General features: G+C 42.7%; 20 protein-coding genes and 1 other annotated feature. Of the genes, 4 read left to right on the forward strand and 16 right to left on the reverse strand.

What is annotated here, in order from left to right:
* The 12 genes from yidA to serS form a co-directional block, all read right to left on the reverse strand.
* Positions 1-813 carry a sugar-phosphatase gene (gene yidA, locus HCJ54_RS08190; RefSeq protein WP_185527314.1) on the reverse strand — a complete coding sequence of 271 codons (813 nt, stop codon included), beginning with the start codon at positions 811-813 and terminating at the stop codon, positions 1-3.
* Between the two features lie 3 nt (positions 814-816).
* On the reverse strand, positions 817-1,461 hold the full coding sequence (locus HCJ54_RS08195) for a histidine phosphatase family protein (RefSeq protein WP_222712993.1): 645 nt from the start codon (positions 1,459-1,461) through the stop codon (positions 817-819).
* Positions 1,462-1,520: 59 nt separating this feature from the next.
* Positions 1,521-2,291, reverse strand: a complete 771-nt coding sequence (locus HCJ54_RS08200; protein ID WP_185411642.1) for an alpha/beta hydrolase — start codon at positions 2,289-2,291, stop codon at positions 1,521-1,523.
* 64 nt (positions 2,292-2,355) lie between these two features.
* Positions 2,356-3,315, reverse strand: coding sequence for a ring-cleaving dioxygenase (locus HCJ54_RS08205; protein ID WP_187137296.1), 960 nt, complete (start codon positions 3,313-3,315; stop codon positions 2,356-2,358).
* A gap of 14 nt (positions 3,316-3,329) precedes the next feature.
* Entirely contained in the window at positions 3,330-3,746 is a 417-nt protein-coding gene (locus HCJ54_RS08210) for a MarR family winged helix-turn-helix transcriptional regulator (protein WP_185527323.1), read from the reverse strand.
* A gap of 54 nt (positions 3,747-3,800) precedes the next feature.
* The gene (locus tag HCJ54_RS08215) at positions 3,801-4,325 is read right to left on the reverse strand and encodes a TetR/AcrR family transcriptional regulator (RefSeq protein ID WP_185411640.1); all 525 of its coding nucleotides are present in this window, start codon (positions 4,323-4,325) and stop codon (positions 3,801-3,803) included.
* A gap of 108 nt (positions 4,326-4,433) precedes the next feature.
* On the reverse strand, positions 4,434-5,894 hold the full coding sequence (locus HCJ54_RS08220) for a glycoside hydrolase family 1 protein (protein WP_187137297.1): 1,461 nt from the start codon (positions 5,892-5,894) through the stop codon (positions 4,434-4,436).
* Positions 5,895-6,013: 119 nt separating this feature from the next.
* Positions 6,014-7,447 carry a 6-phospho-beta-glucosidase gene (locus HCJ54_RS08225; RefSeq protein WP_187137298.1) on the reverse strand — a complete coding sequence of 478 codons (1,434 nt, stop codon included), beginning with the start codon at positions 7,445-7,447 and terminating at the stop codon, positions 6,014-6,016.
* Between the two features lie 79 nt (positions 7,448-7,526).
* Positions 7,527-8,243, reverse strand: coding sequence for a glucosamine-6-phosphate deaminase (locus HCJ54_RS08230; RefSeq protein ID WP_185527332.1), 717 nt, complete (start codon positions 8,241-8,243; stop codon positions 7,527-7,529).
* 272 nt (positions 8,244-8,515) lie between these two features.
* Complete coding sequence (licT, locus tag HCJ54_RS08235) at positions 8,516-9,364, reverse strand: BglG family transcription antiterminator LicT (RefSeq protein WP_187137299.1); 849 nt, start codon at positions 9,362-9,364, stop codon at positions 8,516-8,518.
* Between the two features lie 180 nt (positions 9,365-9,544).
* Positions 9,545-10,210, reverse strand: a complete 666-nt coding sequence (locus tag HCJ54_RS08240; RefSeq protein WP_187137300.1) for an HI_0552 family protein — start codon at positions 10,208-10,210, stop codon at positions 9,545-9,547.
* 130 nt (positions 10,211-10,340) lie between these two features.
* Positions 10,341-11,627, reverse strand: coding sequence for a serine--tRNA ligase (gene serS, locus HCJ54_RS08245; RefSeq protein ID WP_187137301.1), 1,287 nt, complete (start codon positions 11,625-11,627; stop codon positions 10,341-10,343).
* 200 nt (positions 11,628-11,827) lie between these two features.
* Positions 11,828-12,044 (reverse strand) — a binding site (T-box leader).
* Positions 12,045-12,628: 584 nt separating this feature from the next.
* Here serS and HCJ54_RS08250 point away from each other — a divergent pair.
* The 3 genes from HCJ54_RS08250 (at position 12,629) to HCJ54_RS08260 (ending at position 16,935) form a co-directional block, all read left to right on the forward strand.
* Entirely contained in the window at positions 12,629-13,231 is a 603-nt protein-coding gene (locus HCJ54_RS08250; RefSeq protein WP_187137302.1) for a glutamine amidotransferase-related protein, read from the forward strand.
* Positions 13,209-14,921: an aminodeoxychorismate synthase component I gene (gene pabB, locus HCJ54_RS08255; protein WP_187137303.1), complete on the forward strand. Its 1,713-nt coding sequence runs from the start codon at positions 13,209-13,211 to the stop codon at positions 14,919-14,921. Before HCJ54_RS08250 ends, pabB begins: the two co-directional genes overlap by 23 nt.
* 358 nt (positions 14,922-15,279) lie before the next feature.
* On the forward strand, positions 15,280-16,935 hold the full coding sequence (locus tag HCJ54_RS08260) for a peptide ABC transporter substrate-binding protein (RefSeq protein WP_187137304.1): 1,656 nt from the start codon (positions 15,280-15,282) through the stop codon (positions 16,933-16,935).
* A gap of 284 nt (positions 16,936-17,219) precedes the next feature.
* Here the strand turns inward: HCJ54_RS08260 and HCJ54_RS08265 are convergent, their stop codons facing one another.
* Positions 17,220-17,864 carry an NlpC/P60 family protein gene (locus HCJ54_RS08265; protein WP_187137420.1) on the reverse strand — a complete coding sequence of 215 codons (645 nt, stop codon included), beginning with the start codon at positions 17,862-17,864 and terminating at the stop codon, positions 17,220-17,222.
* 750 nt (positions 17,865-18,614) lie between these two features.
* On the opposite strand from HCJ54_RS08265, the gene HCJ54_RS08270 reads away from it, so the two are divergent.
* Complete coding sequence (locus tag HCJ54_RS08270) at positions 18,615-19,433, forward strand: histidine phosphatase family protein (protein ID WP_187137305.1); 819 nt, start codon at positions 18,615-18,617, stop codon at positions 19,431-19,433.
* A 255-nt stretch (positions 19,434-19,688) separates the two neighbouring features.
* Here the strand turns inward: HCJ54_RS08270 and HCJ54_RS08275 are convergent, their stop codons facing one another.
* The 3 genes from HCJ54_RS08275 to HCJ54_RS08285 all read right to left on the reverse strand — a co-directional run bounded on the left by HCJ54_RS08275 (position 19,689) and on the right by HCJ54_RS08285 (position 22,689).
* Positions 19,689-20,744, reverse strand: coding sequence for a CgeB family protein (locus HCJ54_RS08275; protein WP_187137306.1), 1,056 nt, complete (start codon positions 20,742-20,744; stop codon positions 19,689-19,691).
* Positions 20,728-21,747 (reverse strand): O-antigen ligase family protein, encoded by a 1,020-nt coding sequence (locus tag HCJ54_RS08280; RefSeq protein WP_187137307.1) that lies wholly within the window; start codon positions 21,745-21,747, stop codon positions 20,728-20,730. Before HCJ54_RS08280 ends, HCJ54_RS08275 begins: the two co-directional genes overlap by 17 nt.
* A 369-nt stretch (positions 21,748-22,116) precedes the next feature.
* Complete coding sequence (locus tag HCJ54_RS08285) at positions 22,117-22,689, reverse strand: xenobiotic acyltransferase family protein (RefSeq protein WP_187137308.1); 573 nt, start codon at positions 22,687-22,689, stop codon at positions 22,117-22,119.
* Positions 22,690-22,949: the final 260 nt, after the last annotated feature.

Genomic DNA, 22,949 nt, shown 5'->3' on the forward strand with positions numbered 1-22,949 from the left:
CTAGCCTTTCAAAACGTATTTATTGATCGCATGTGCCACGCCGCTCTCTTCATTAGAAAGTGTGATAAAATCAGCCATCTCCTTAATTTTATCAATCGCATTTTCCATAGCAACGCCAACACCTGCGTACTCAATCATCGTCGAATCATTCTCCTGGTCACCAATGCACATCACTTCACTCTGCTTAATGCCAAGCTTTTGCGCCAAACTGTGCACCGCATTTCCTTTACTAGCCTCAGGATTTAAAACCTCTAGAAAGTATGGTGCGCTACGAACCAAGTTATATTTTTCGCCGAAGCTTGCTGGAATTTTTGCAATCGCTGGTGCTAAGACTTCTTCCTCATCGATAAACATCGCCTTAGAAACCATCACATCCTCAGGAACCTCATCCATCGGTTTGTAAAATAGTGGTGTGTTCGTCATTTGAGCCTCATAAACTGTATACTTTCCGATATCGCGGTTCGGCGTATATAGATTCTTCATATCGTTAAAATGCATATGCAAACCGACTTCTTGGCTCATATTATATATATCTAAAATACTCGCATGATCAAGCGTCAGATGAGAAATAACCTCTTTCGTAAACGTATCTTGTACCATCGCGCCATTAAACGTAATCACATAATCGCCTTCACGCTTCAATTCCAAATCTGACAAATACTGCTGAACACCTGTGATTGGGCGACCCGTGCACAAAACAACCTTCACACCTAATCCTTTTGCTTTGTGAATCGCAGCGTGAACCTCCGGCGTAATCTCGTGCTTATCATTGAGTAATGTGCCATCTATATCGATTGCTACTAGTTTTATCATTATCTAAACTCCTTCAACTATTCCCTCAAGATGAGAGATATCATTCGCTTTAAGCACTCGGAATTCGCCATCTTCATACTCTACGACGGTAATTCCTGTATTTAATAAATGCGGTGTCTCCGTGCGGTGCGTCTGTAAATCCGCCTCCTGTAAAGCCACAAAAATCAACACGCGTAACGCCATGCCATGCGAAACAACCAAGATATTGCCCTCCGATTGCTCCTCTAAAATCTGCTCTATCGCTAATTTTGTACGTTCCTTCACTTGATGATAAGTTTCACCTTGGCTAACCTCCGCTTTATAGTATTCTGGATTATCCAGCATCATCGCGTATTCCTCACCATAATTTGCTGTAATATCAATAAAACGCTCGCCTTCCCAAATACCAAAACTCATTTCGCGAAGTCCATCAAGCGTTGTTACATCTATATTTCGATCACCAATTATATAACCAGTTGTATCTACAGTCCGCTTACTTGGGCTAGAATATACAGCAGTGAAATCGATATCTGAAAGCGCCTCACCAGTTGCAATCGCACCATTAATGCCTTCTTCAATCAACGGTGAATCGCCCCATCCCTGCATTCTTCTAGCCAAGTTCCATTCGGTTTTACCGTGACGTACAAAATAAAAAGTGCGTTTACCCAAAATATTGCCTCCTCATAAATTAACTCTCCTCTAAAATTGTACCACTGTTTCAGAGAAAATTAAATGAAGTTTCGCACTTTCAACCAATTTTCACACAATTTCGGCCAAATTCGCGCTTCTTGATTCCACTGCGCCAAACCCAATCCATGCTCTCCTCGCTCAAAAGTATGAATCGAATGAGGAACCTGATGTCTCTGAAGCGCCGCCGCAAAAATAAAACTATTATCCACGGGTACCGAAGCATCATTTTCCGTATGCCATAAAAATGTTGGTGGCGTATGATTGCTCACATGTAACTCACTCGAAAGCTCCAAAATCTGCTGCTTACTCGGTGCCTCACCTAGCAAATTTTGACGACTTCCGCTATGTGTTTGTGCTCGCATCGTAATCACTGGATAAGCGAGTACCAACACATCTGGCCGTGTACTATACTGATGCATCGGATCTGACGCATCGGGCTGACCATCCTCTATATGTGTCGCAAGCGTCGAAGCTAAATGCCCGCCCGCCGAGAAGCCCATCGCACCTACACGATTAGGATCAATTCCCCACTCCTCCGCACGGTGACGAACCATTCGAATCGCCCATTTTGCATCCTCTAAAGGAACCGGGTGTCGGTACGGTGCTACCCGATAATTGACTATAAACGCTGCAATACCAATACTATTCAACCACTTCGCTACAGGTTCTCCTTCATGTTCTGCTCGCATTTCATATGATCCACCTGGAAAAATTAACATCGCTGGAACCGCCCGCTTACTGGATACTAAATACCGCTCTAAATTAGGGCAGTTCTTGTTGGCTATTCCTTCATATCTGATTTCTGTCATATTGTTTCACCGCCTATTATTATGTTACTACTATCATAATGGATGGCAGCTTTTTTTGCCAATATTATACATCGCTATTAAGATCCGTTAAATGCGCCTCAATTTCTGCCCGACGTCCCTCTAAATCTGGCGGTAACTCCACATACGTTCCATGCTCTTTCTCGAAATCCGTTTGGAATCCCGGACCATCTGTCGCAAGCTCAATCAATATCCCGTTTTCCTCCCTGAAATAGAAAGAATGGAAATAATGCCGATCCACAAAACCAGAATTTGGGTACCCTAAATCTTGAATGTATTGAATCCATTCTTGCAACTCCGCATCATCTGCTACTCGAAACGCCACGTGATGCACACTTCCGATCCCTTCCACAGCATGTGGGTCTTTAAAATTCGCTTCTAGTTGCACCTCAGCACCATTCCCACCTTCTCCAACTTGAAAAACGGTCACCAAACGCTCATCATCTTCATAGGCACCGACCCGATCAAAGCCAAGAACCTTCGTCAACACACGATCCGTCTTCTCTTTTTTCAATGTCGAAAATAAAACTGGTCCTAATCCCAGAATCGCAAACTCCACTGGGACTGGACTTTCTGGCCACGGTTTCCCGCCAGCTACACCCTTATCCCGCTGATCTGACATGAGTTGAATCGCTAAACCATCCACATCTTCAAAATCCAAAACTTTCCGATCAAACTGCTCATAAACACCCTCATGTTTCACGTGAAACATTGTTAAACGCTCTTCCCAGTAAGCAAGAGCCGCATCATTCGGTACTCTTAGTCCCATTCGCGCAATCGAATTATAGCCCTTCTTCCCCCGATTTGCCCTTGGGATTTCAAAAAAAGTAACCGTTGTCCCTGGATTCCCAATCTCATCTGCATAGTACAAATGATAGGTATATGGATCATCCTGATTCACTGTTTTCTTCACCAATCGCAACCCCAAAACCTTCGTATAAAAATCAAAATTAGCCCGTGCATTTCCCGTAATAATCGAAATATGATGCAATCCTCTTAATTCCATCTCGCCACTCCTCACTAATCATCCAATTTTTTCAACAAACTGAGTAAAACCTTCTGCTCATCGCGTGTCAATTTATCAAACTGCTCTTGCTGAAATTCCTCTTGTGCCGGCACATTCTCCAAATAGCAGACCTTCCCACTTTCCGTTAATGCAATATATTTTTCTTTACCTTGTTTACGTCTACAAATCAAGCCCTGCTCTTCCAACTTTGCCAGTAGTTGAGCGATGTTACCTTTTGTTACTACGAGCCGATCTGCTAGCGCTTGTTGCGTACTCTCTGATTCTATGCCGATTTGCGCAATCACGTCAAACTGGGCCATCGAAAGCCCTGCATCCTTAAGATTTTTATTAGTCAATTTAATATTACGGTTATAAAATCTACTCAGTCGAAACCACAGCAGTACACCTAATCGTTGCTCTTTTCTCACCAAAAGAATCGCCTCCTCCTATTTAGTTTAGTACTAAACTATAGAAAAAGCAACTATTCACTCCTGTACCAGCTGTTCCAAGTAGCGTATAACCGCTTCCGCGCGCCCTGCATCCCACACACCGCACATGGCTCCGTACCACATGCCATCCAGCGCCACACTGAGCAAGTCTGCACGTAAAGCACCAATTTCTGGTGTCATCTTCTCTAATTCTCGGTTATACACATCCCGCCAGACCTCCGTTGCCTCCTGATTTGAAACCAGAACCTCTATCGAAGCCGCGTGTACCTTAATCAGCTCAGAATCGTTTAGTTGACGCAAATTTCCTCTCAAAAAAGCGTGTACATGGCGCAAAGCATCATTTTCAGGTATTTTTTCGAATTCCTCAGCGATGGTTTGTTCATACTCACCGACTGTGAAATACGTCAAAGCCATCATCAAATCTTGTTTATTTTTAAAATGATAGAAGATAGCAGGTTTTGTAATGCCGACTTTTTCGGCGATTTTAGCCAAACTTAGCTGATGTATACCATCTTCCTGAATGACCTGTATTGCTGCATCGATTAGTTCTTGTCTCTTCATGCTGAACCTCGCTTTCCGTTACGCTAATACGTTTAATGTAACGCAAACGCCGCCGTTAATCAAGGCAAAAAGAGACCAGCCACAAAACTGACCAGTCTCTATCTAAGTTTATGCTAAATCTTCGCCATTCGTATCAATCACTTTTTTATACCAGAAAAATGAATCTTTACATGATCTTGCGAGCGTGCCTTTGCCTTCATCATCTTGATCGACGTAAATGAAACCATAACGTTTGGACATTTCACTCGTAGATGCGCTGATAAGATCGATTGGACCCCAACTTGTGTAACCGATTAAGTCTACACCGTCTGCAATCGCTTCTTTCATCTGTTCGATGTGTTGGCGCAAATAATCAATGCGATACGGATCGTGAATCGCACCATCCGCTTCCACCGTATCATACGCGCCTAAACCATTTTCCACAATGAAAAGAGGTACTCTATAGCGATCATATAGCCCGTTCAGCGCCACACGCAAGCCCTTAGGATCAATTTGCCAGCCCCAATCAGAGCTCTCCAAGTATTCATTTTTCACGCCGCCCATGAAATTCCCACCCGTTTGATCTCGGTTTGGATCTGCCGAAACGGAAAGCGTCATGTAATAACTAAACGATAAGTAGTCGACTGGATAATCTTTCAAAAGCTCCAAATCACCGTTCTCCATTTTGATTGTGATGTTATTTTCTGCAAAGTAGCGTTTAATAAAACCAGGATAGTAACCACCAACTTGGACGTCCGTAAAGAACAGGTTCATCTGATTTTGATGTTGCGCAAGTAAGATATCGTCTGGATTATTCGTCGCAGGATACGTTTCCATCCGCGCTAACATACAACCAATCTCGAAATCAGGATTGATCTCATGACCCAGTTTCACAACTTTCGAACTCGCGACAAACTGGTGATGCGCCGCTTGATAAGAAACTTCCAACGGGTTCTCCACGCGATCCACGACCACGCCACCACCAGTATACGGGCTAATCGCGATGATATTAATCTCATTGAAAGTCAGCCAGTACTTCACTTTATCCTTGTAACGCGTCATCACCGTTTCCGCATAACGCACATAATGATCGATAACCTCGCGGCTCGCCCAACCATTATATTTCTGCGTCAAACCGAGCGGCGTCTCATAATGCGACAACGTCACGAGCGGCTCAATCCCATACTTCACCAACTCATCAATCACATTATCGTAAAATTTCAACCCAGCCTCATTCGGCGTTAAATCATCACCATTCGGGAAAATCCGCGCCCAGTTAAACGACAAACGAAACGTCTTGAATCCCATTTCCGCAAACAACGCGATATCCTCTTTATAACGATGGTAAAAATCGACACCATCACGCTTCGGAAAACGAGCCTTCGATTTCCCCGCCAAAATTTCCTCAATCTCAGCCGAAGTCACGTCTAGCGCATGCCCATTGCCGCGCTCCTCTTTCGGAACAAATCTCACCATATCCGCCGTAGAAAGACCTTTTCCATCTAAGTCAAAACCGCCCTCTACTTGATTCGCAGCCGTAGCCCCGCCCCATAAAAATCCATCTGGAAATTGCTTTTTGATTTCAGTCATTTGTTTATTCGCTCCTCTCGATCTTGTTTACATTTTTAGTATAAGGCATGTAATGCATTACAGAGCAAGCCTAAAATAAGCCGAACCACAAAATAATTTTTGCAGTCCGGCTCGTGTTTTTAAGCTAGATCCGTACCATTACTCTCAATCACTTTTTTATACCAATGGAACGATTTCTTCTTAGAACGGTCAAGCGTACCCTTACCTTCATTATCGCGGTCAACGTAGATGAAACCGTAACGCTTCTTCATCTCGCCAGAGCCAGCGCTGACAAGGTCAATACAACCCCACGGCGTATAGCCAATCAAATCGACACCGTCCTCAATCGCTTCGCCCATTTCGCGCACGTGCTCACGCATATAATCAATCCGGTAATCATCGTTAATCGCGCCATCAGCCTCCACCGTGTCCACTGCACCAAGACCATTTTCCACGACGAAAAGTGGCTTTTGATAACGATCGTAAATCGCATTCATCGTAATACGCAGACCAAGAGGATCGATTTGCCAACCCCATTCGCTCGCTTCCAAATTAGGATTACGCAATGTCGCAAAAACGTTGCCCTCGGTCTCTTTCATCACTTCAGGATCCGCACTTGTCAGACGAGAAGAATAATAACTAAACGCCACATAGTCCACCGTATGATTTTTCAGAACGTCCAAATCGCCGTCTTCCATCACTAAATTAATGTTGTGCTCCTTGAAGAAACGCTTGCTATAACTCGGATAGTAGCCGCGCGCTTGCACATCAATGAAGAAATAACCCTCACGATCGGCTTGCATCGCTTTCCAAACATCTTTCGGATCACAGGAGAATGCATACGTCGAACCTGCCGCCAACATACAACCAACCTGATTTTCCGGATCAATCTCATGCGCCAATTTCGTCGCCATCGCAGAAGCCACCAACTGATGATGCGCCGCTTGATACTTCGCCTCTTCCGGATTCGCTTCCCCATTCACATCCATACCACCACCGAAAAACGGCAGATGCAAAATCATATTAATCTCATTAAACGTCATCCAATACTTCACTTTTCCTTTATAACGATTAAAAATAACCTCACAGAAATTCATGTAAAAATCGATACACTTGCGATTCTTCCAACCACCATACTTCTTGAAAAGTTCCACCGGTGTATCAAAATGATTAATCGTCACAACAGGTTCGATGCCATATTTCGCACACTCGTCAAACACACGATCATAAAACTCAAGACCCGCTTCGTTCGGAGTCGCATCATCGCCATTTGGGAAAATACGTGGCCAACTAATCGACAAACGGAACGACTTGAATCCCATTTCCGCAAACAACGCAATATCCTCTTTATAACGATGATAAAAATCGATCGACTCATGACTCGGATAATAATCATATTTCGTTTCCAGCGCTTTCGTCGGATTCATAACCGCATCCCAACGTCCTCCCTCAACAGACGGTAAAACATCGACAGGCGACAAGCCCTTACCATCCTCTAAATACGCTCCCTCACATTGATTGGCAGCGACCGCGCCGCCCCATAAAAATCCTTCTGGAAATGGTGATTTTGTCATAATATTTTTCTCTCCTTCTCTATTCAAAATTAGTTAATTACGCAAAGCACAATGAAATTCTAAATCGATGAATAGTGCATCACAACGGACACAACGATGCTGCGTCCCTATCCAAAATAACCGTAATCGACGGATGCAATTGTAAAATGGAAGACGGCACATCTTTCGTAATTTCACCAAAAAAGGCTTTTTTCACGATCTCCGCTTTATGCTTCCCATTCGCAAACATGATAATATTCTTCGCCTGCATCACCGCTTTTGGTCCCATTGTCACATAAAAATCAGGAACCTTCGATGCATCTCCGCCAACCTCGCCAATCAAAATCTCTTTCATTTCAGGCGTCGTCGGAACCGCAACTGTCTCATCATGAACGTCCGTCGTATCCGGCAAGTTCCCACAAAAATGGCCATCCGCGCCAATACCAAGCAAGATCACATCAAGCCCGCCGTCCGCTTTCAACCTCGCATCATGCGTCTCATAATTCGTTTCATCCAGCGCATGAATCTGCTCAGCCGGAATCCCCGCTGGCGTAAAAAACGACTTCGCCAAATTACTAATCGTCACACCAGGCTCACCAGTTCCTTTGAGCGGAATCTCATCGAAATTGTAATAGTGAACATTATCAAAATAAGATTTTCCCTTCACCTGCGGAACAAGTTGCTCATACATGCGAAGTGGCGTATTCCCAGCCGTAATCGACATATTGACACGGCGATCCTGATACATATAACCCAATAGATGCTGCCCTGCAACCGTACTCATTTCTTCATAAGAATCTGTAATAATAAATTTCAAAATTATGTCCTCCTTTTTGTTATAAACTGATCTTAATCCTATCTTACATCCTGTAATGCATTACAGAGCAAATGAAAAGCTAAACGCGAGGTTTACATACTCGCTCCGCTCCTATGCATATTGAGGTTCTAATTCAGCATAGTACGCTTCTTAAGAACCTCAACAAAACCCAAACCAACAACGATCGCGGGACACAAATGTGGCTCGTTCTCATCATCAATCTAGGTTATGCCTGGTCGTACCAGTAACAATCCATCGCTCGATCGTCATCTTTATTCAATTGCTCGATTCCGCTCCGTTACCCGGTGAATATGGAGCGTCAAATACACCCGTTCGTCCTTCGTAAGCGTCGCATGGTGCGCCTTTTGCAAATACGCGTCAATTTTCCCAGTGCACGCAAAGCTTTCTGGATACTTCACCTGCACCTGATCATACAGAAAATCATCGCCCGAATCCACAATCTCATTCCGCAATAACCGCTGTGCAAAATACTGTAAATGAGTCACAAAACGCGTATAATTCAGCGACGACTCATCCAACACTACATTGAAGTGATACGTCACAATGTTCAGCACATCCTGCACCAGTTGCGTCATATCAACCGTAGTCTTCATCGCCAGGCCATCCGTCCGCGCATTCACAATATGAAGCGCAATAAATCCCGCCTCATCCTCACCAAGCTGAATGCCTAGCCGATCCTTAATAATCTCAAGCGCCTTAAGCCCAATCCTAAACTCATCCTTGTAAAACTTCTTGATTTCCCACAACATCACATTGCGAATCACCATATTCTTCTCATAACGCGCAATTGCAAAACTAATATGATCTGTAAGCGTCAAATACACATTGTCACTGATTTTCGCATCAAAGGTTTCCTTCGCATAATTCACAATCTCATCCGCAATCTCCAAATGAATCGCTGGAATCTCGCCAAGTAAATCCATCAATTTCTCAGACAATTCCTCTGTCTCCAAAACAAAAACCTTCTCAATCACCGCATCATCAATAATATCATCCATCTTCTTCTGGAATCCAACACCCTTGCCCATGATAACAAGCTCATGTCCCTGCTCATTCATCGCCAGAGCAACATTATTATTAATCGCTTTAATAATCTTCATAGAAGCCTCCTCGCTTTCATGGACGAAAAAAATACCAATACCGCACGCGCTCACACATACAAAAAAAATACGTGCTTCCCCCGTCGACGTTGGTAATGCCTGATCGAATCAGTAACAATCCTTATCTTAAGGCTAAGTATAGCACCTTTTCGAAAGCGCTGTCAACGAGATTTTTCAAATTTATTCGAAGCTTTCCGTCTTGCTGTATAAATACGCCAATTCCATCATCGATTTGCTTACAATCTCTTCCATAGCAACGCATTTCACAGCGTCCTCTTTCCGAATAATCCGCCCAATTCGCAACCATTTTTTCGGGTTTTCCAATAGTTCCTCAAAGTGTTCCCGAACCGCCACATCCTCCAAATAATCTTGCAATCCGACAAAATTATCCGGCTCATCCTCATACGACGTCCAAACCTGATAACCCTGCGTGTCAATCCCCAATTCCCGAACCCACTCCGGCAAAAATTGCACCCACTGCACATGATCCTCATAACTTGTCACCGAATCCGCGCTTCGATACGCGTGCCACTCCAGATAAATCCGAAAATTATTCTTGTTCAGCAAAATCGCAATCATGCTCGCCGAATCCTGCCGCGACAACCCCTTATAATACGCCCAAAAATGCGACCGAACCTGCCATCCATTCGTCCAACTCTCCACTTTTGGCTTCCCAAAACCAACCGTTCCCCGCTGACACAACGCCGCAAACTCCTTCCACACGTCCCATTTTGCCTTGTACTCCGCCTTCACACCCTCAACCAACGTCGGCGTAAACTCCTTCATTTGGCGAAACTGAAAATAATCCCGATCAAAAAGCTCAAAATCTTCCTCGTAAAATCGCATTATGCCGTACTCCTTTATTCTATCTTTGTATGTCATTATACACTATTTAACGCCTAATAACCGTCAAACTATGATCCTGCATAGCAAAACAGGCCCCCTCTAGAATTAGAGAAAGACCTGCCTTCTTTGTTTATTTTTCCGGTGCCGCAATCACTTCCACGCCACCCATATAACCTTGCAATGCTTTTGGAATTGCCACAGAACCGTCCGCCAACTGATAATTCTCTAAAATCGCAGCAACCGTGCGTCCAATCGCAAGTCCAGAACCGTTCAACGTATGCACAAATTCAGGTTTCGCACCCGGCTCACGACGGAAACGAATATTCGCACGACGCGCCTGGAACGCCTCAAAATTACTACAAGAAGAAATCTCGCGGTAGCTGTCCCCACTTGGAATCCACACTTCAATATCATATTTTTTCGCAGCCGTGAATCCCAAATCCGCTGTACACATACTAAGCACACGATACGGCAGTTCCAAACGACGCAACACATCCTCCGCATTATCCGTCAATGCCTCAAGCGCTGCATAAGAGTCCTCAGGTTTCACAAACTGCACCATTTCCACCTTGTTAAACTGATGTTGGCGAATCAAACCACGCGTATCACGCCCCGCAGAACCCGCCTCAGAACGGAAACACGCACTGTAAGCCGTATACTTTTGCGGCAAGTCATCCACATTCATAATCTGATCACGATGATAGTTCGTCACCGGAACCTCCGCCGTCGGAATCAAGAAATAGTCCTCCTTCTCAATCAAGAACGCATCCTCTTCAAACTTCGGTAGCTGCCCCGTCCCCGTCATACTATCACGATTCACCATGTACGGCGGCAACATCTCATCATACCCGTGCTCCGTCGCATGCAAATCCATCATAAAATTAATCAACGCCCGCTCAAGTCTTGCTCCTAGTTTCTTATAAAAAACAAACCGACTTCCCGCAACCTTCGCCGCATTCTCAAAATCTAAAATGCCTAAATCCGTACCCAAGTCCCAATGCGCTTTTGGCTCAAACTCAAACGTCCGAACCTCGCCCCATTTACGAACCTCCACATTATCATCTTCCGTTTCACCAACCGGCGTAGACTCATGCGGAATATTCGGAATCGCCATCAAAATATTGCGCAACTTCTCATCAATCTCGTTCAGCTCAATATCAAACGTCTTAATCCGATCGCCGACCACACGCATTTCCTCAATTTTCGCATCCGCGTCCTGCTTCTCACGCTTCAACTGTGCAATTTCCTGCGAAACCTCATTACGCTGACTCTTAAGCGTCTCCACTTCAATAATCAACGTCCGACGCCGCGTATCCAGCGCACCAAACTTCTCAAACTCACCAAGATCTTCCCCACGATGCGACAACTTCTCCTTCACACCTTCAAAATCCTCACGTAATAACTTAACATCTAACATCTCAAATTCCTCCTCACAAAATGGTAGTCTCGACTCTTATTTGGTTTGAAATTCGGTCCAGTCACGTTTCGCGTAAAGAAAACTGAAGGACTAACACTGCGCTTCGCTCCGTCTTATATTTGGACTTTTAGAAAGCACAATACGCTTTCTAAAAGTCCAAACAAAAAGACCCCCAAATCTCTCCCCAAATAAAATACATGGAAAGGGACGGAAGTACCGCGTTGCCACCCTAATTGAGTCCGAGAAAATCCCGAAACTCCAGCTCGATTGATATAACGGTTCCCACCGAAGCAGATTACTCACAATTCCTCTGCTCACTCCAAGACGGATTCATAAAAGCGTTCCTACTGATTCCCACCAACCATCAGCTCTCTAAAAAGCACAACTTCTACTACTATCTCTTGTCAACGTTTTAATTCATTATTTAAGAACATTCTACCCCATAAACCCAGAATTAGCAAGCCAAATCAAAAAAACCACTACATAAAATTTGTAATTTATCTAGAAAAATCGCATTAAACAATCATCAATATAATTACCTGCAACCATGCTATAATAGGCCTACAAACAAGTTTATGATGTGGTTTGGCATCCTAGCTCAGAAAGTAGGTGGTGCCATGTTGTTCGTGGTTCATCCCAGAAAGGATAAAACATGACTGTATTTGAGTCATTGACACTAGCTATCGCGTTTGCTGGGCTAATTGTCATGATAATGAACAGTAAAAATGACAAAAAATAAAAGCCACTTTATACGCTTGACGGCTTAGTGGCTCTTGAAATATTCGGGCTGTCACCATCTTAAATGGTGTTTGTAATTGGAAGTTGTGTTTGCCGCACAGCTTCCTTTTTCACTTTCATTATAACATCTCCCCCTCCCACGCGCAAATCACTTCTTTCAAAAGTTTGTGAAATCACAAGTCTGCTTATTGGACAAACTGTAACTAGTTTGCTATAAATAGGGTGGACGTATATCTATTGAAATTCCATTTAGGAGTGATATTGTGATCCTGTTAATCGATAATTACGACTCGTTTACATACAATTTATATCAATATCTACTAGAGCTTGGCAAAGACGTTTATGTTGTGAAGAATGATCAAATCACTTTGACCGAAGTTTGTGAAATAAATCCCGAGTCTATCGTCATTTCTCCCGGTCCTGGAACACCTGATGACGCTGGGATAAGTCTAGCCATTATTCGCGAATTTAGCGGTAAGATTCCTATTCTCGGCATTTGTCTCGGCCACCAAGCCATTGTTCAAGCATTTGGCGGCGAAATTATCCGTGCACCACAACCAGTTCACGGCAAAACCTCCACTATCTCAAATGATCAAGAAGGCGTGTTTACAAGCTTAAGCGCGCATTTTGACGTGACTAGGTATCATTCTCTCATTGCTACAGAATCTAAATTCCCAACCGAATTAATCATTACTGCCAAAACCAAAGACAATCTCATTATGGCTGTCCGACACCGCGATTATCTAGTTGAAGGCGTGCAATTCCATCCCGAAGCCATTTTGACCGAACATGGACACGAGATACTGGGTAATTTTTTAAAAATGACAGAACGGAGCTATGCAAATGAAAATGCAGTTCGATTTTAACGGCAAAACACAGCTTTTCTCCTTCCCAGAAGCGATTATCCAAACGGATCAGCTAGATGACGTAATGGAGCGAATGCGCCAAGTCGAGCAAGCTGTCGATCTCGGTTACTATGTCGCAGGATATGTTGGCTATGAGGCAGCCGCAGCGTTCAACAAAAACCTGAGAACACACCCTGCTGGCAAAATGCCCTTACTTTGGTTCGGTGTTTTTCGAGAAATGCGTGAATTAGAACAGCCCAACGAAGCGTTAGCAATGCCACCCAAATTAGACTGGCAACCAACTACGGACTACACTTCTTATGCAAGCGGAATCCGTGCTATTAGGGAACAAATTGCCGCTGGAAATACATATCAAACAAATTATACAATCCGCCTACAAAGCGATTTTAAAGAAGATGATGACAAACAATTTTATGAGCAGCTGAAATCGGCACAGCAAGCGAATTATTCGGCGTATCTTTCGACAGGGCGCTTCCATATTTTATCCGCCTCACCAGAACTTTTCTTTCATTGGAAAGACGGTGTAATCAAAACCAAGCCGATGAAAGGGACAGCAAGACGAGGCATGACGTTAGAAGACGATTTCAAAGCACGCGATTGGCTCGCAGCCTCCGCAAAAAATCAGGCGGAAAACGTGATGATTGTTGATCTTTTACGCAATGATTTAGGACAAATCGCCAAACCTGGTTCTGTTAAAGTACCGCATCTTTTTGACGTAGAGCGCTATCCGACCGTTTGGCAAATGACCTCCACTGTTGTCGCCGAGACACTTCCTGAAATCCACCTGACCGCAATTTTTGAAGCACTATTCCCATGTGGCTCCATCACCGGGGCACCAAAAGTAAGCACGATGAAGCTTATCACAGAATCTGAAACCTCCCCACGAAACGTTTATTGTGGAGCGATTGGCTATGTAACACCTGATAAAGAAGCGATTTTTAATGTCCCAATTCGTACTGTCGTTATCGATACCGAGGAAAAAACAGCTGAATACGGCGTTGGCGGCGGCATTGTTTGGGATTCACGAAGTGGTGCTGAATACGAAGAAGTCCAAGCAAAAGCCGCCCTCCTAACCACATACCTACCAAAATTCGAGCTACTCGAAAGCCTCCGTTTAGAGGATGGCATTTACTATCGCACCGATCTCCATCTAAAACGTATCGAAAAAAGTGCCCACTATTTTGGTTTCACGTGGAACATTGACGCTGCAAATGAGGCTCTTGAAGCTTTTGCGAAAGATCATCCAAAAGATATTTGGAAAGTTCGCTTACTCTCTGACAAATCTGGTGAACTCATCGTAGAAGGCGAACTCATTATTTCCGATCCAATCACATGGACAGCCCACTTCGCTGATAAATCTGTCAATAGCACCGACCCGTTCCTGTACCACAAAACGACCCATCGAACCATGTATGAAAAGCGACGTCGCATCGACTACGACGAAACATTATTATGGAATGAACGCGGGGAGATCACTGAATTTATAAACGGCAACCTAGTAGCAGAAATCGACGGCGAGCTCGTCACTCCAAAACAATCATCAGGACTACTTGGCGGTACGATGCGCGAAACCCTCTTAGCCGAAAAAACAATTACAGAACGCGTCCTACATCGCAATGACCTACTCAAAGCAACAAAAACATGGCTAATCAACAGCGTTCGCGGCTGGGTAAATATTGACTTACATTAATGAAAAAAAGCTCGCTAAACATTCATCAATTTCTCATTTAACTCACAGCGAGCTTTCCATTGCGACTAGTATTATATAAGTATAAGCTAACAACAACAAACGAACCTTCATTCTTTCCCCCTTTTTGGATGAAGATTCGTAAAACTCCCTTTTTGACCACTGAGGTTCCTCCCTTTTCCTCGGTGGTTTTTTTATGTTTACTTACCAGAAAAAACCACCGTATTCTCGAAGACACCACCAAACCTCAGCGAAGCGACAACTGCAAGCAACCTCGCAATTTTTCATTTCATTTAATCTTGACTTATCAGGTCGGAATACTTATAATTAATAAAAATAGTCTGAAAAAAGGAGGAACATCATGCATTTTACAAAAAAAGCACTTGCGACACTTTCGATAGTAAGCGTTTTAATTTTGAGCGCTTGCGGAGATACATCAAGTAATGCTAACGAAAAAAAGGTAACGAAAATCAAATTTTTAGAAACGGGGGAATTGCTTACACTGAATACGACGGCTGAAGAGGATTTTGTTAGTTTCACTGCGCAAAATCAAGTTTTCGAGGGACTTTACACATTGGACAAAAAGGATAATTTCGTGCCCGGTGTCGCTACTCGCATGCCTGAAATCAGTAAAGACCAAACAGAATACACAATAAAATTAAGAGATAGCGCCAAATGGTCCGATGGTTCACAAGTTACTGCCGAGGATTTCGTATACGCATGGCGTCGCGCTGTGGACCCAAAAACCGCACCAAGTTACGCAGCACTTTTTAAGGATTCTATCAAAAACGCGACAGAAATCCATGAAGGAAAACTGCCCGTATCAAAACTTGGCGTGAGCGCACCCGACAAAGAAACATTAAAAATCACATTGAAAAAACCAGTTCCTTACTTCATCTCGCTACTATCGTTCGAAACTTTCTTCCCCCAGAAACAAGCTTTTGTGGAGAAACAAGGCGATAAATATGGGACCGACGCGACACATACCCTCTATAATGGCCCATTTGTGATGAAAAATTGGGATGGTAACACCTCAAAAAAATGGACGTACGCCAAAAACAGCGAATACTGGGATAAAAAGAATGTAAACGTTGATGAAATCTCCGTACAGGTCGCAAAAGACATCAATGCAGGAGTAAATCTGTATACAACAAAAGAAGCCGATCGCGCCCCACTTTCCGGAGAATATGCGAAACAATACAAAGACCGTTCCGATTTCCTAACCGAAAAAGATGCGCTCATCAGCTATTTACGACTCAATCAAAAACGAGATGGGAAAGCGACACCGCTTGCTAATACCGCCTTGCGCCATGCTTTAAATTTTGCTGTTGACAAGGATGCGCTAACGACGGAAATACTAGGCGACGGCTCCTTCCCAGCCAATGGTTTATTGCCGAAAGACTTCGTACAAAATCCAGAAACAGGTGCTGATTTCCGCACTGATAGCGGAGACCATCTTACCTTCAACAAAGCCGAAGCAATCAAATATTTAGCCCAAGCCAAGAAAGAGTTAGGTACCGATACAATCACACTTGAACTTCTAGGTGATGATCAAGACACGACAAAAACAGTTTTTACCTTCCTAAAAAACCAATTTGAGACAAACTTACCAGGCGTTACTATCAATATTAAAACAATGCCCGCAAAAAGCGCCACCGAACTGACACGTACGAGTAATTATGATCTTTCCCTTGCCGCTTGGATGCCTGACTTTAAAGATCCGTGGACATATAGTAGTCTATTCCTATCCGATTACTATAATAACAGCATGAACTACAACAGCCCAAAATACGACCAACTCGTCAAATCCACCGATACGAACTTGGCAACGAAGCCACTAGCAAGATGGAATGCCTTTATTGATTCTGAAAAAGTCCTACTGGATGACGATGCTGCAATCCTGCCACTTTATCAACACCAAACAGCTGTTTTACAAAATCCAAACATAACCGGCGTCCAAAAACATGCATTTGGCTCACCATATAGCTACAAATTTATTGAGATGGCAAAAAACTAGGCGAACATTCATTAATTTCTCATTTAACTCACAGCAGGTTTTCCTTCGTAATCAGTATTATAAGAGTATAAGCTAACAACAACAAGCGAACCTTCATTCTCCCCCTTTTGGATGAAGATTCGTAAAACTCCCTTTTTGACCACCGAGGTTCCTCCCTTTTCCTCGGTGGTTTTTTTGTGTTTAATTTTATTTCTCCCATGATGATCATCTGTTGCTTCGCTGAACACAAAAAAACGCGTATCCATTTCTGATAAACAGAAACTATACGCGTTTTATTATTATTTTTAAAGATTAGCCACACGGCCATATCCTGCAATATACCTTTTCCAGTAACCACTTGAGACGTTATCGTATTTCACACCGTTATTTTGCGCGTTAATCATTTTACCACTGCCCACATAAATACCAACATGCGCGATTCCGCTACCGTAATTAAAGAATACTAGATCGCCTGCCTTTAATTGGCTAGCCTTAATCTTAGTAGATGCATTATATTGTTGCTTCGCGGTGCGTGGGATGGCTTTATTGATGGACTGCTTAAAGACATAACTTGTGTAACCAGAACAATCAAATGATGTTGGACCAGTTGCACCCCATTTATATTTTTTGCCCAAATGTTTTTTTGCCTCGGTGTTGAGTGCTGCAAATGACTGTACTTTATATGGCGCTAAGCATTTTCCCGATACATAGCCCACTTTTCCTTTATACGTAATACGATACCAGTTGTTTTTTGTTTTTGCATTAAATATTACTGTCGTACCCGCTTTGTAATAACCTATGATTGGATATTTCACGCTATCCCCAGTTCGAATATTGCTCTCCACCGTTGTTGTCATCTTGTACGTTGTCGCCGCTTCCCCAGACGTCGGTAACACCAAAAAACTTACTGCCAGAATCAATACAAGTAACATAACCAAGCTTTTATTCATAGATTTAACCGTCAAAACACGCACTCCCTTTTCCCCATTTGAGACATATCATACCAGACAGACATTACAGGCAAAATACAATCCCGCGTCAATCCCTTTAAATAAAAAAACTATTTTTCATCGAATTCTAATGTAACTCACAGCAAATTTTTTTCTCCGTGCTTTATTATGAGTGTATAAGCTAACAACAAGCAAATAATTTTCATACTTTCCCTTAAGAATGAAAATCCCAAACTCCCTTTTTGACCACCGCGGTTACTCCCTTTTCCGCGGTGGTTTTTTGTGCTTATCTTTAATCTCGAAGGAGCCAGTGAGCCTCAGCGGAACGACAAATGATTAGATCCTAGGCAAAAGCGAGCACCGAAGCGGAATGTACGATCTGTACAAGAGCATCGGAGCACAGCTTTTAACGACGGAGATGATCGTTTGTCGCTCCGCTGAATTCCAAACGAGCTTTTTGAGCACAAGGTTACTCCCTTTTCCGCGGTGGTTTTTTGTGTGTCTAAAATTCCCTCAAAATCTCTTGTAAACGATTACAAAACATGGTATATTAAACTTATCCAAATTATACGTTAGTTTCTTTCTAAGGATTGTTACCGTTTAGTCGGGCTTAACCTAGACAGATTTCGAAGTTGTGGCTTTTTTACGCAACCGCTGAAACCTGTTTGGGTTATTTTTTTGACCACTATTTAGTTTTCAACAGTTTCCCTCAAGCTGTCGAGATAAAATTTTAACAAAAGGAGCAAAAAGATGAAAAAGCAGATGTTTAAAGTTTTAATACTAGTTTGTAGTTTGTTGTTAGTAGTTGGCTGCAGTAACACCGGTACAGATGCTAAGGACAAGGACACCACGGCAAAAGATGGGACGGTTACTTTTTACGTTGTGAGACATGGAAAAACAATGCTTAATACGACAGATCGCGTCCAAGGTTGGTCTGACGCTGTGCTGACGCCTGCTGGTGAGAAAGTTGTCACAGATGCCGGTAAAGGTTTGAAAGACATCAAATTTGGCTCAGCATACAGCAGCGACAGCGGACGGGCAATCCAAACCGCGGATATTATTTTGAAAGAAAACCAGAAATCAGATGGTGTCAAATTGAAGACTGATCCACGTTTCCGCGAATTTAATTTTGGGACATACGAAGGAGATTTGAATCATACGATGTGGACTGATATCGCGAAGAGTCAGGGTAAAACATTAGAGCAATGGCAAAGTGAAGGCATCTCACCAAAAGATTTCGCGAACAGTGTGGCGGCGCTTGATAAAGATCGCGTAAAAGAAGGCACGAACTGGCCTGCCGAAGATTATGCGACAATTACTGCACGTCTGAATGATGGTATTACGGAAGTGGCGAAAAAAGAAAGCAAAAAAGGCGATCACAACGTTCTACTTGTATCGCACGGCCTAAGCATTGGCGCCCTGCTTGACACCATCTCTCCAGGTTACAAATTACCAGAAGGTGGCTTGAAAAATGCTAGTGTCACCAAAATCGAGTACAAAGACGGCAAATTCACGATTAGCGACGTCAATGACATGAGTTATGTAGAAAACGGCGCAAAAGAAAAATAAAACAGAGCTCGGCGTTCGCAAACATACAGCGAGCGTCAAGCTTATTTTTTTCACCAAACTCTAATCTAGATCACAGCTAAATCTCTCTGACAACCGTTATACTAAATTTATAAGTTAACAAATTAAATTTTCTTTCTTCCCTGAGAATGAAAATCCCAAACTCCCTTTTTGACCAACGTGGTTTCCCCCCTTTTCCCACGCTGGTTTTTTTATGTCTTAAAATAGATTTAAAAAACTACAAACCCATTCCAAGTCCTACATTACATAATTTATTTCTTTTCGAACCACCTCGATAATCTCTTTCACGCGTGCTTCATAGGTCGCGTTCATTTTGATCACTTTTTCATATCCTTTTTGGGTAATTTGCTGCCTTATTTCATCACGTTGAGTGTAGAATGCCACTTTTTCAAGCAGTTCTTCCGAAGTCGTAAAGAAATCCGCTTCGACACCAGGTTGGAAAATATCCATATGCTCCTCGGTTCGCGTGCCTAAGAAAAAGCCTTGGCATGCTGGGATCTCAAAAGTCCTAGCCGTATGTTGTTCTGCTGATAATTGTGTCAGAAACCCTACCGAAATTTTAGCTCCTTGAAACACTTTCGCCATTTCCTCACAAAAAATAGGGCGGCCTTCACAATACCTATTTAGTACATCGTTTTTGGGAATCTTGTCCCACTTCGTTCCCCATACTTTTAAATCGTAGCCTTGCATAGCAATCCTATTTAGCGCATCTGCCCTGAACGGCTCCATTCTGCCAACAAAAGCAACATCAGTTTGAAAATTTATCTTTTCTTGCACGCTTAATTGGACAGGATAATGTATATCTGGGTCATATGCATACTTCATAAAATGTACCTTGCTGCACCCGTATTGTTTGTATTTCTCAACCTCTGTTGTTTTCGCAGTTACCACGAGATCATAGGAAGAAATAGCCTGATTGAGAATCGTAGACGTATGATATCGATCATCGAACAGAAAATCCGGATGGAAATGTATCGTTGTAATGCCCTTCATCTTCGCATATTGAACAACCTCTTCGGTGATCCACAGACCTTTGACAACAAAAAGAATATCCGGTTGATACGCGTCGATCATGCGGGCAATGGTCGTATTAAATTTTTGAAACTTAGCCTTTAGTGGCAACTTACGAACGCGCATGTAGAGCCGTTCTGGAATAGAATAGTTGTAAAAATAGCCATCTGTCTCAATAATATGGACATCACATCCATTTTTGATAAAGCCGTTGAAAAGCGATTTGCTATTGGATCCTCGCCAACCTGCTCCAACTGCTAAAACCTTAAGTTGCTTGCTCATATTTTTTCTCCCTCTCTTTTGTTAGTAAGTGGATGATGGTTAGCGCCAATCCCATTCCAAGCCAAACTACGCGCATCTCAAAAATGCTGCTGCTTCCGACCGAGATTGCCATAAATGCAATTAGAATACATAGTGGGGTAGCGGAAAGTAGGCCTTGATTTGCCACATACACTTTCATTGCGTGGATTAAAAACCACAAGAAACACAAAATGAATGGAAAAATCCCAAGAAGACCCACATCAGATAGATTCGATAGCCATAAATTGTGCGCGCTCATCGTTTGTTGCATGCCCAGAGGAATATTCGCCGTGCCGTACAACGCTGTAAATACGAATTTCGGGGTGACGCCAATCCCGACGCCCAAATAATGATGTTCTTGGCATAATCGCCATATGGTTTCGTAAATGAATATGCGTTGATTCGTGGAATTTACTTTGCCATGAAAATATTCGTTCACTTGGGCACTATTTTTGACTAAAAATAACGTGAGACTCGCAAATGCAGTCATGAATACACCAAAGAAGAATAAGACTTTATGCGCAAATAGCTTGTATAATGTTAAAACTACAACGACAGCAAAAGCGACGAGGCCTGATCTCGATTCCGTTTGTAGAATGAGAAAAGTTAGTGCCATCAACGCTCCGATGCCAATACACGTTTTTAATCCAGACCTTTTCTGGAATAGACAAAGCATCAAAAATGGGACATAAAAGGCCAGATACGAGCTGTAATCATTGGTGTTAACAAGTAGCCCAGTCGGTCTTGTATCACCGTATGATAAAATATTTCCCGCAGAATATTTCAAGTGATGACCAGTGAAACTTTCACCTAAGCCAATAAAAATAGTAAGTACATAAATACCCACCATCCATATAACCACTTGTTTTAACTTTGCAAAATTATCGATGTAGTAGACAAACGCGAGGATAAGATAGAACGATTCGATTTGATAGTAAATCGCAGTTAAGCTAAGTGCTGGCGCAGAAGTCCATAGTAAACTCATGATAGAATATAAAATCCAAATAGCGAATAAAAGTAGTGGAATTTTGACCCTTCCTAACTTGTTAAAATCCTTTTTTTCCAGTAGAAAACATAGCATGTGCAGGATAATCAAAACTCGGAAAAGAAATATGCTCGGAAACTCTGGTAATGCCAAATATGGGCCGAAAAATCCACTGATAACAACACCTATGAAGAGATAATAATTGATGCGTTGGAATGGGATATCCCTTATGGAATACAGCACTATGATGATGACTAATACACCGATTAACGCAGGGAAAAACGGGGTAATGACGCTTAGGAAAAGGAAGGAAATGAGCAGGCTTTTTTTCTGGATTCCATTCCGATTTTGCATAGAATTCTCCTTTCTTTAGCGGGGTTCTAGATTGTCCCACCAAGCTTCCCGCAAAAGTTTATCAATGACTTCCGCCTCAAATCGTGGCTTGATTATTTTGGCTGGGACGCCTCCAACGATCATGTATGGAGGAACATCTTTCGTCACTACGGCTCCCGCGGCGAGTATCGCGCCAGTCCCAATGTGTACACCTTGCATAACGATGACGTTTACACCAATCCATACATCATGATCGATAATTGGCGGATTTTGGAATGTATCCCATGCTTGTTGATCGTACGTAAACGGTGATGTCGAGAAAAAATGGCTCGGATGTTCATCCAAACCGATCTGACAATGCGCTGCGATAGAACAGTATTTACCGATTTTCCCAGAAGCAATAATCGTCCCGCGATTCACATAAGAGTAATCACCCATGACAACATTGTCACCAATGATAACGTCTCTGTTGATCCAGCACTCTTTCCCAAGACGAACATTCGCGCCAATCTGACCTGAATTAATATTATTATTCGGGAATCGCCTTCTACTCTTAATGAGATTTAAATATGCTACAAGCTCTAGCGGGATATATTTTTTTAATTTCATGTGACCGTCACCTTTTTTGTGTATTTCGACTCGTTTAGAGTTAGTATATAGTAGACTTCATTTAACATCAATACAATTTGAGTCGTTTATAATTATTGTTACTCTATCCGACTCACTTCTTAGTAATAGTAAATTATTATACGTTTGATTTTATGGATTAAGTTAGTAGAACCAAGGCAAAAAACACTAATAAGACTTGTCGAAATTGTGGCGGAAACTCTATAATTTTATCCATCAAAAAAGCTAGACTCCGCGGAATG

Origin of the sequence: Listeria grandensis (assembly GCF_014322885.1) — a bacterium.
Lineage (GTDB): Bacteria > Bacillota > Bacilli > Lactobacillales > Listeriaceae > Listeria_A > Listeria_A grandensis.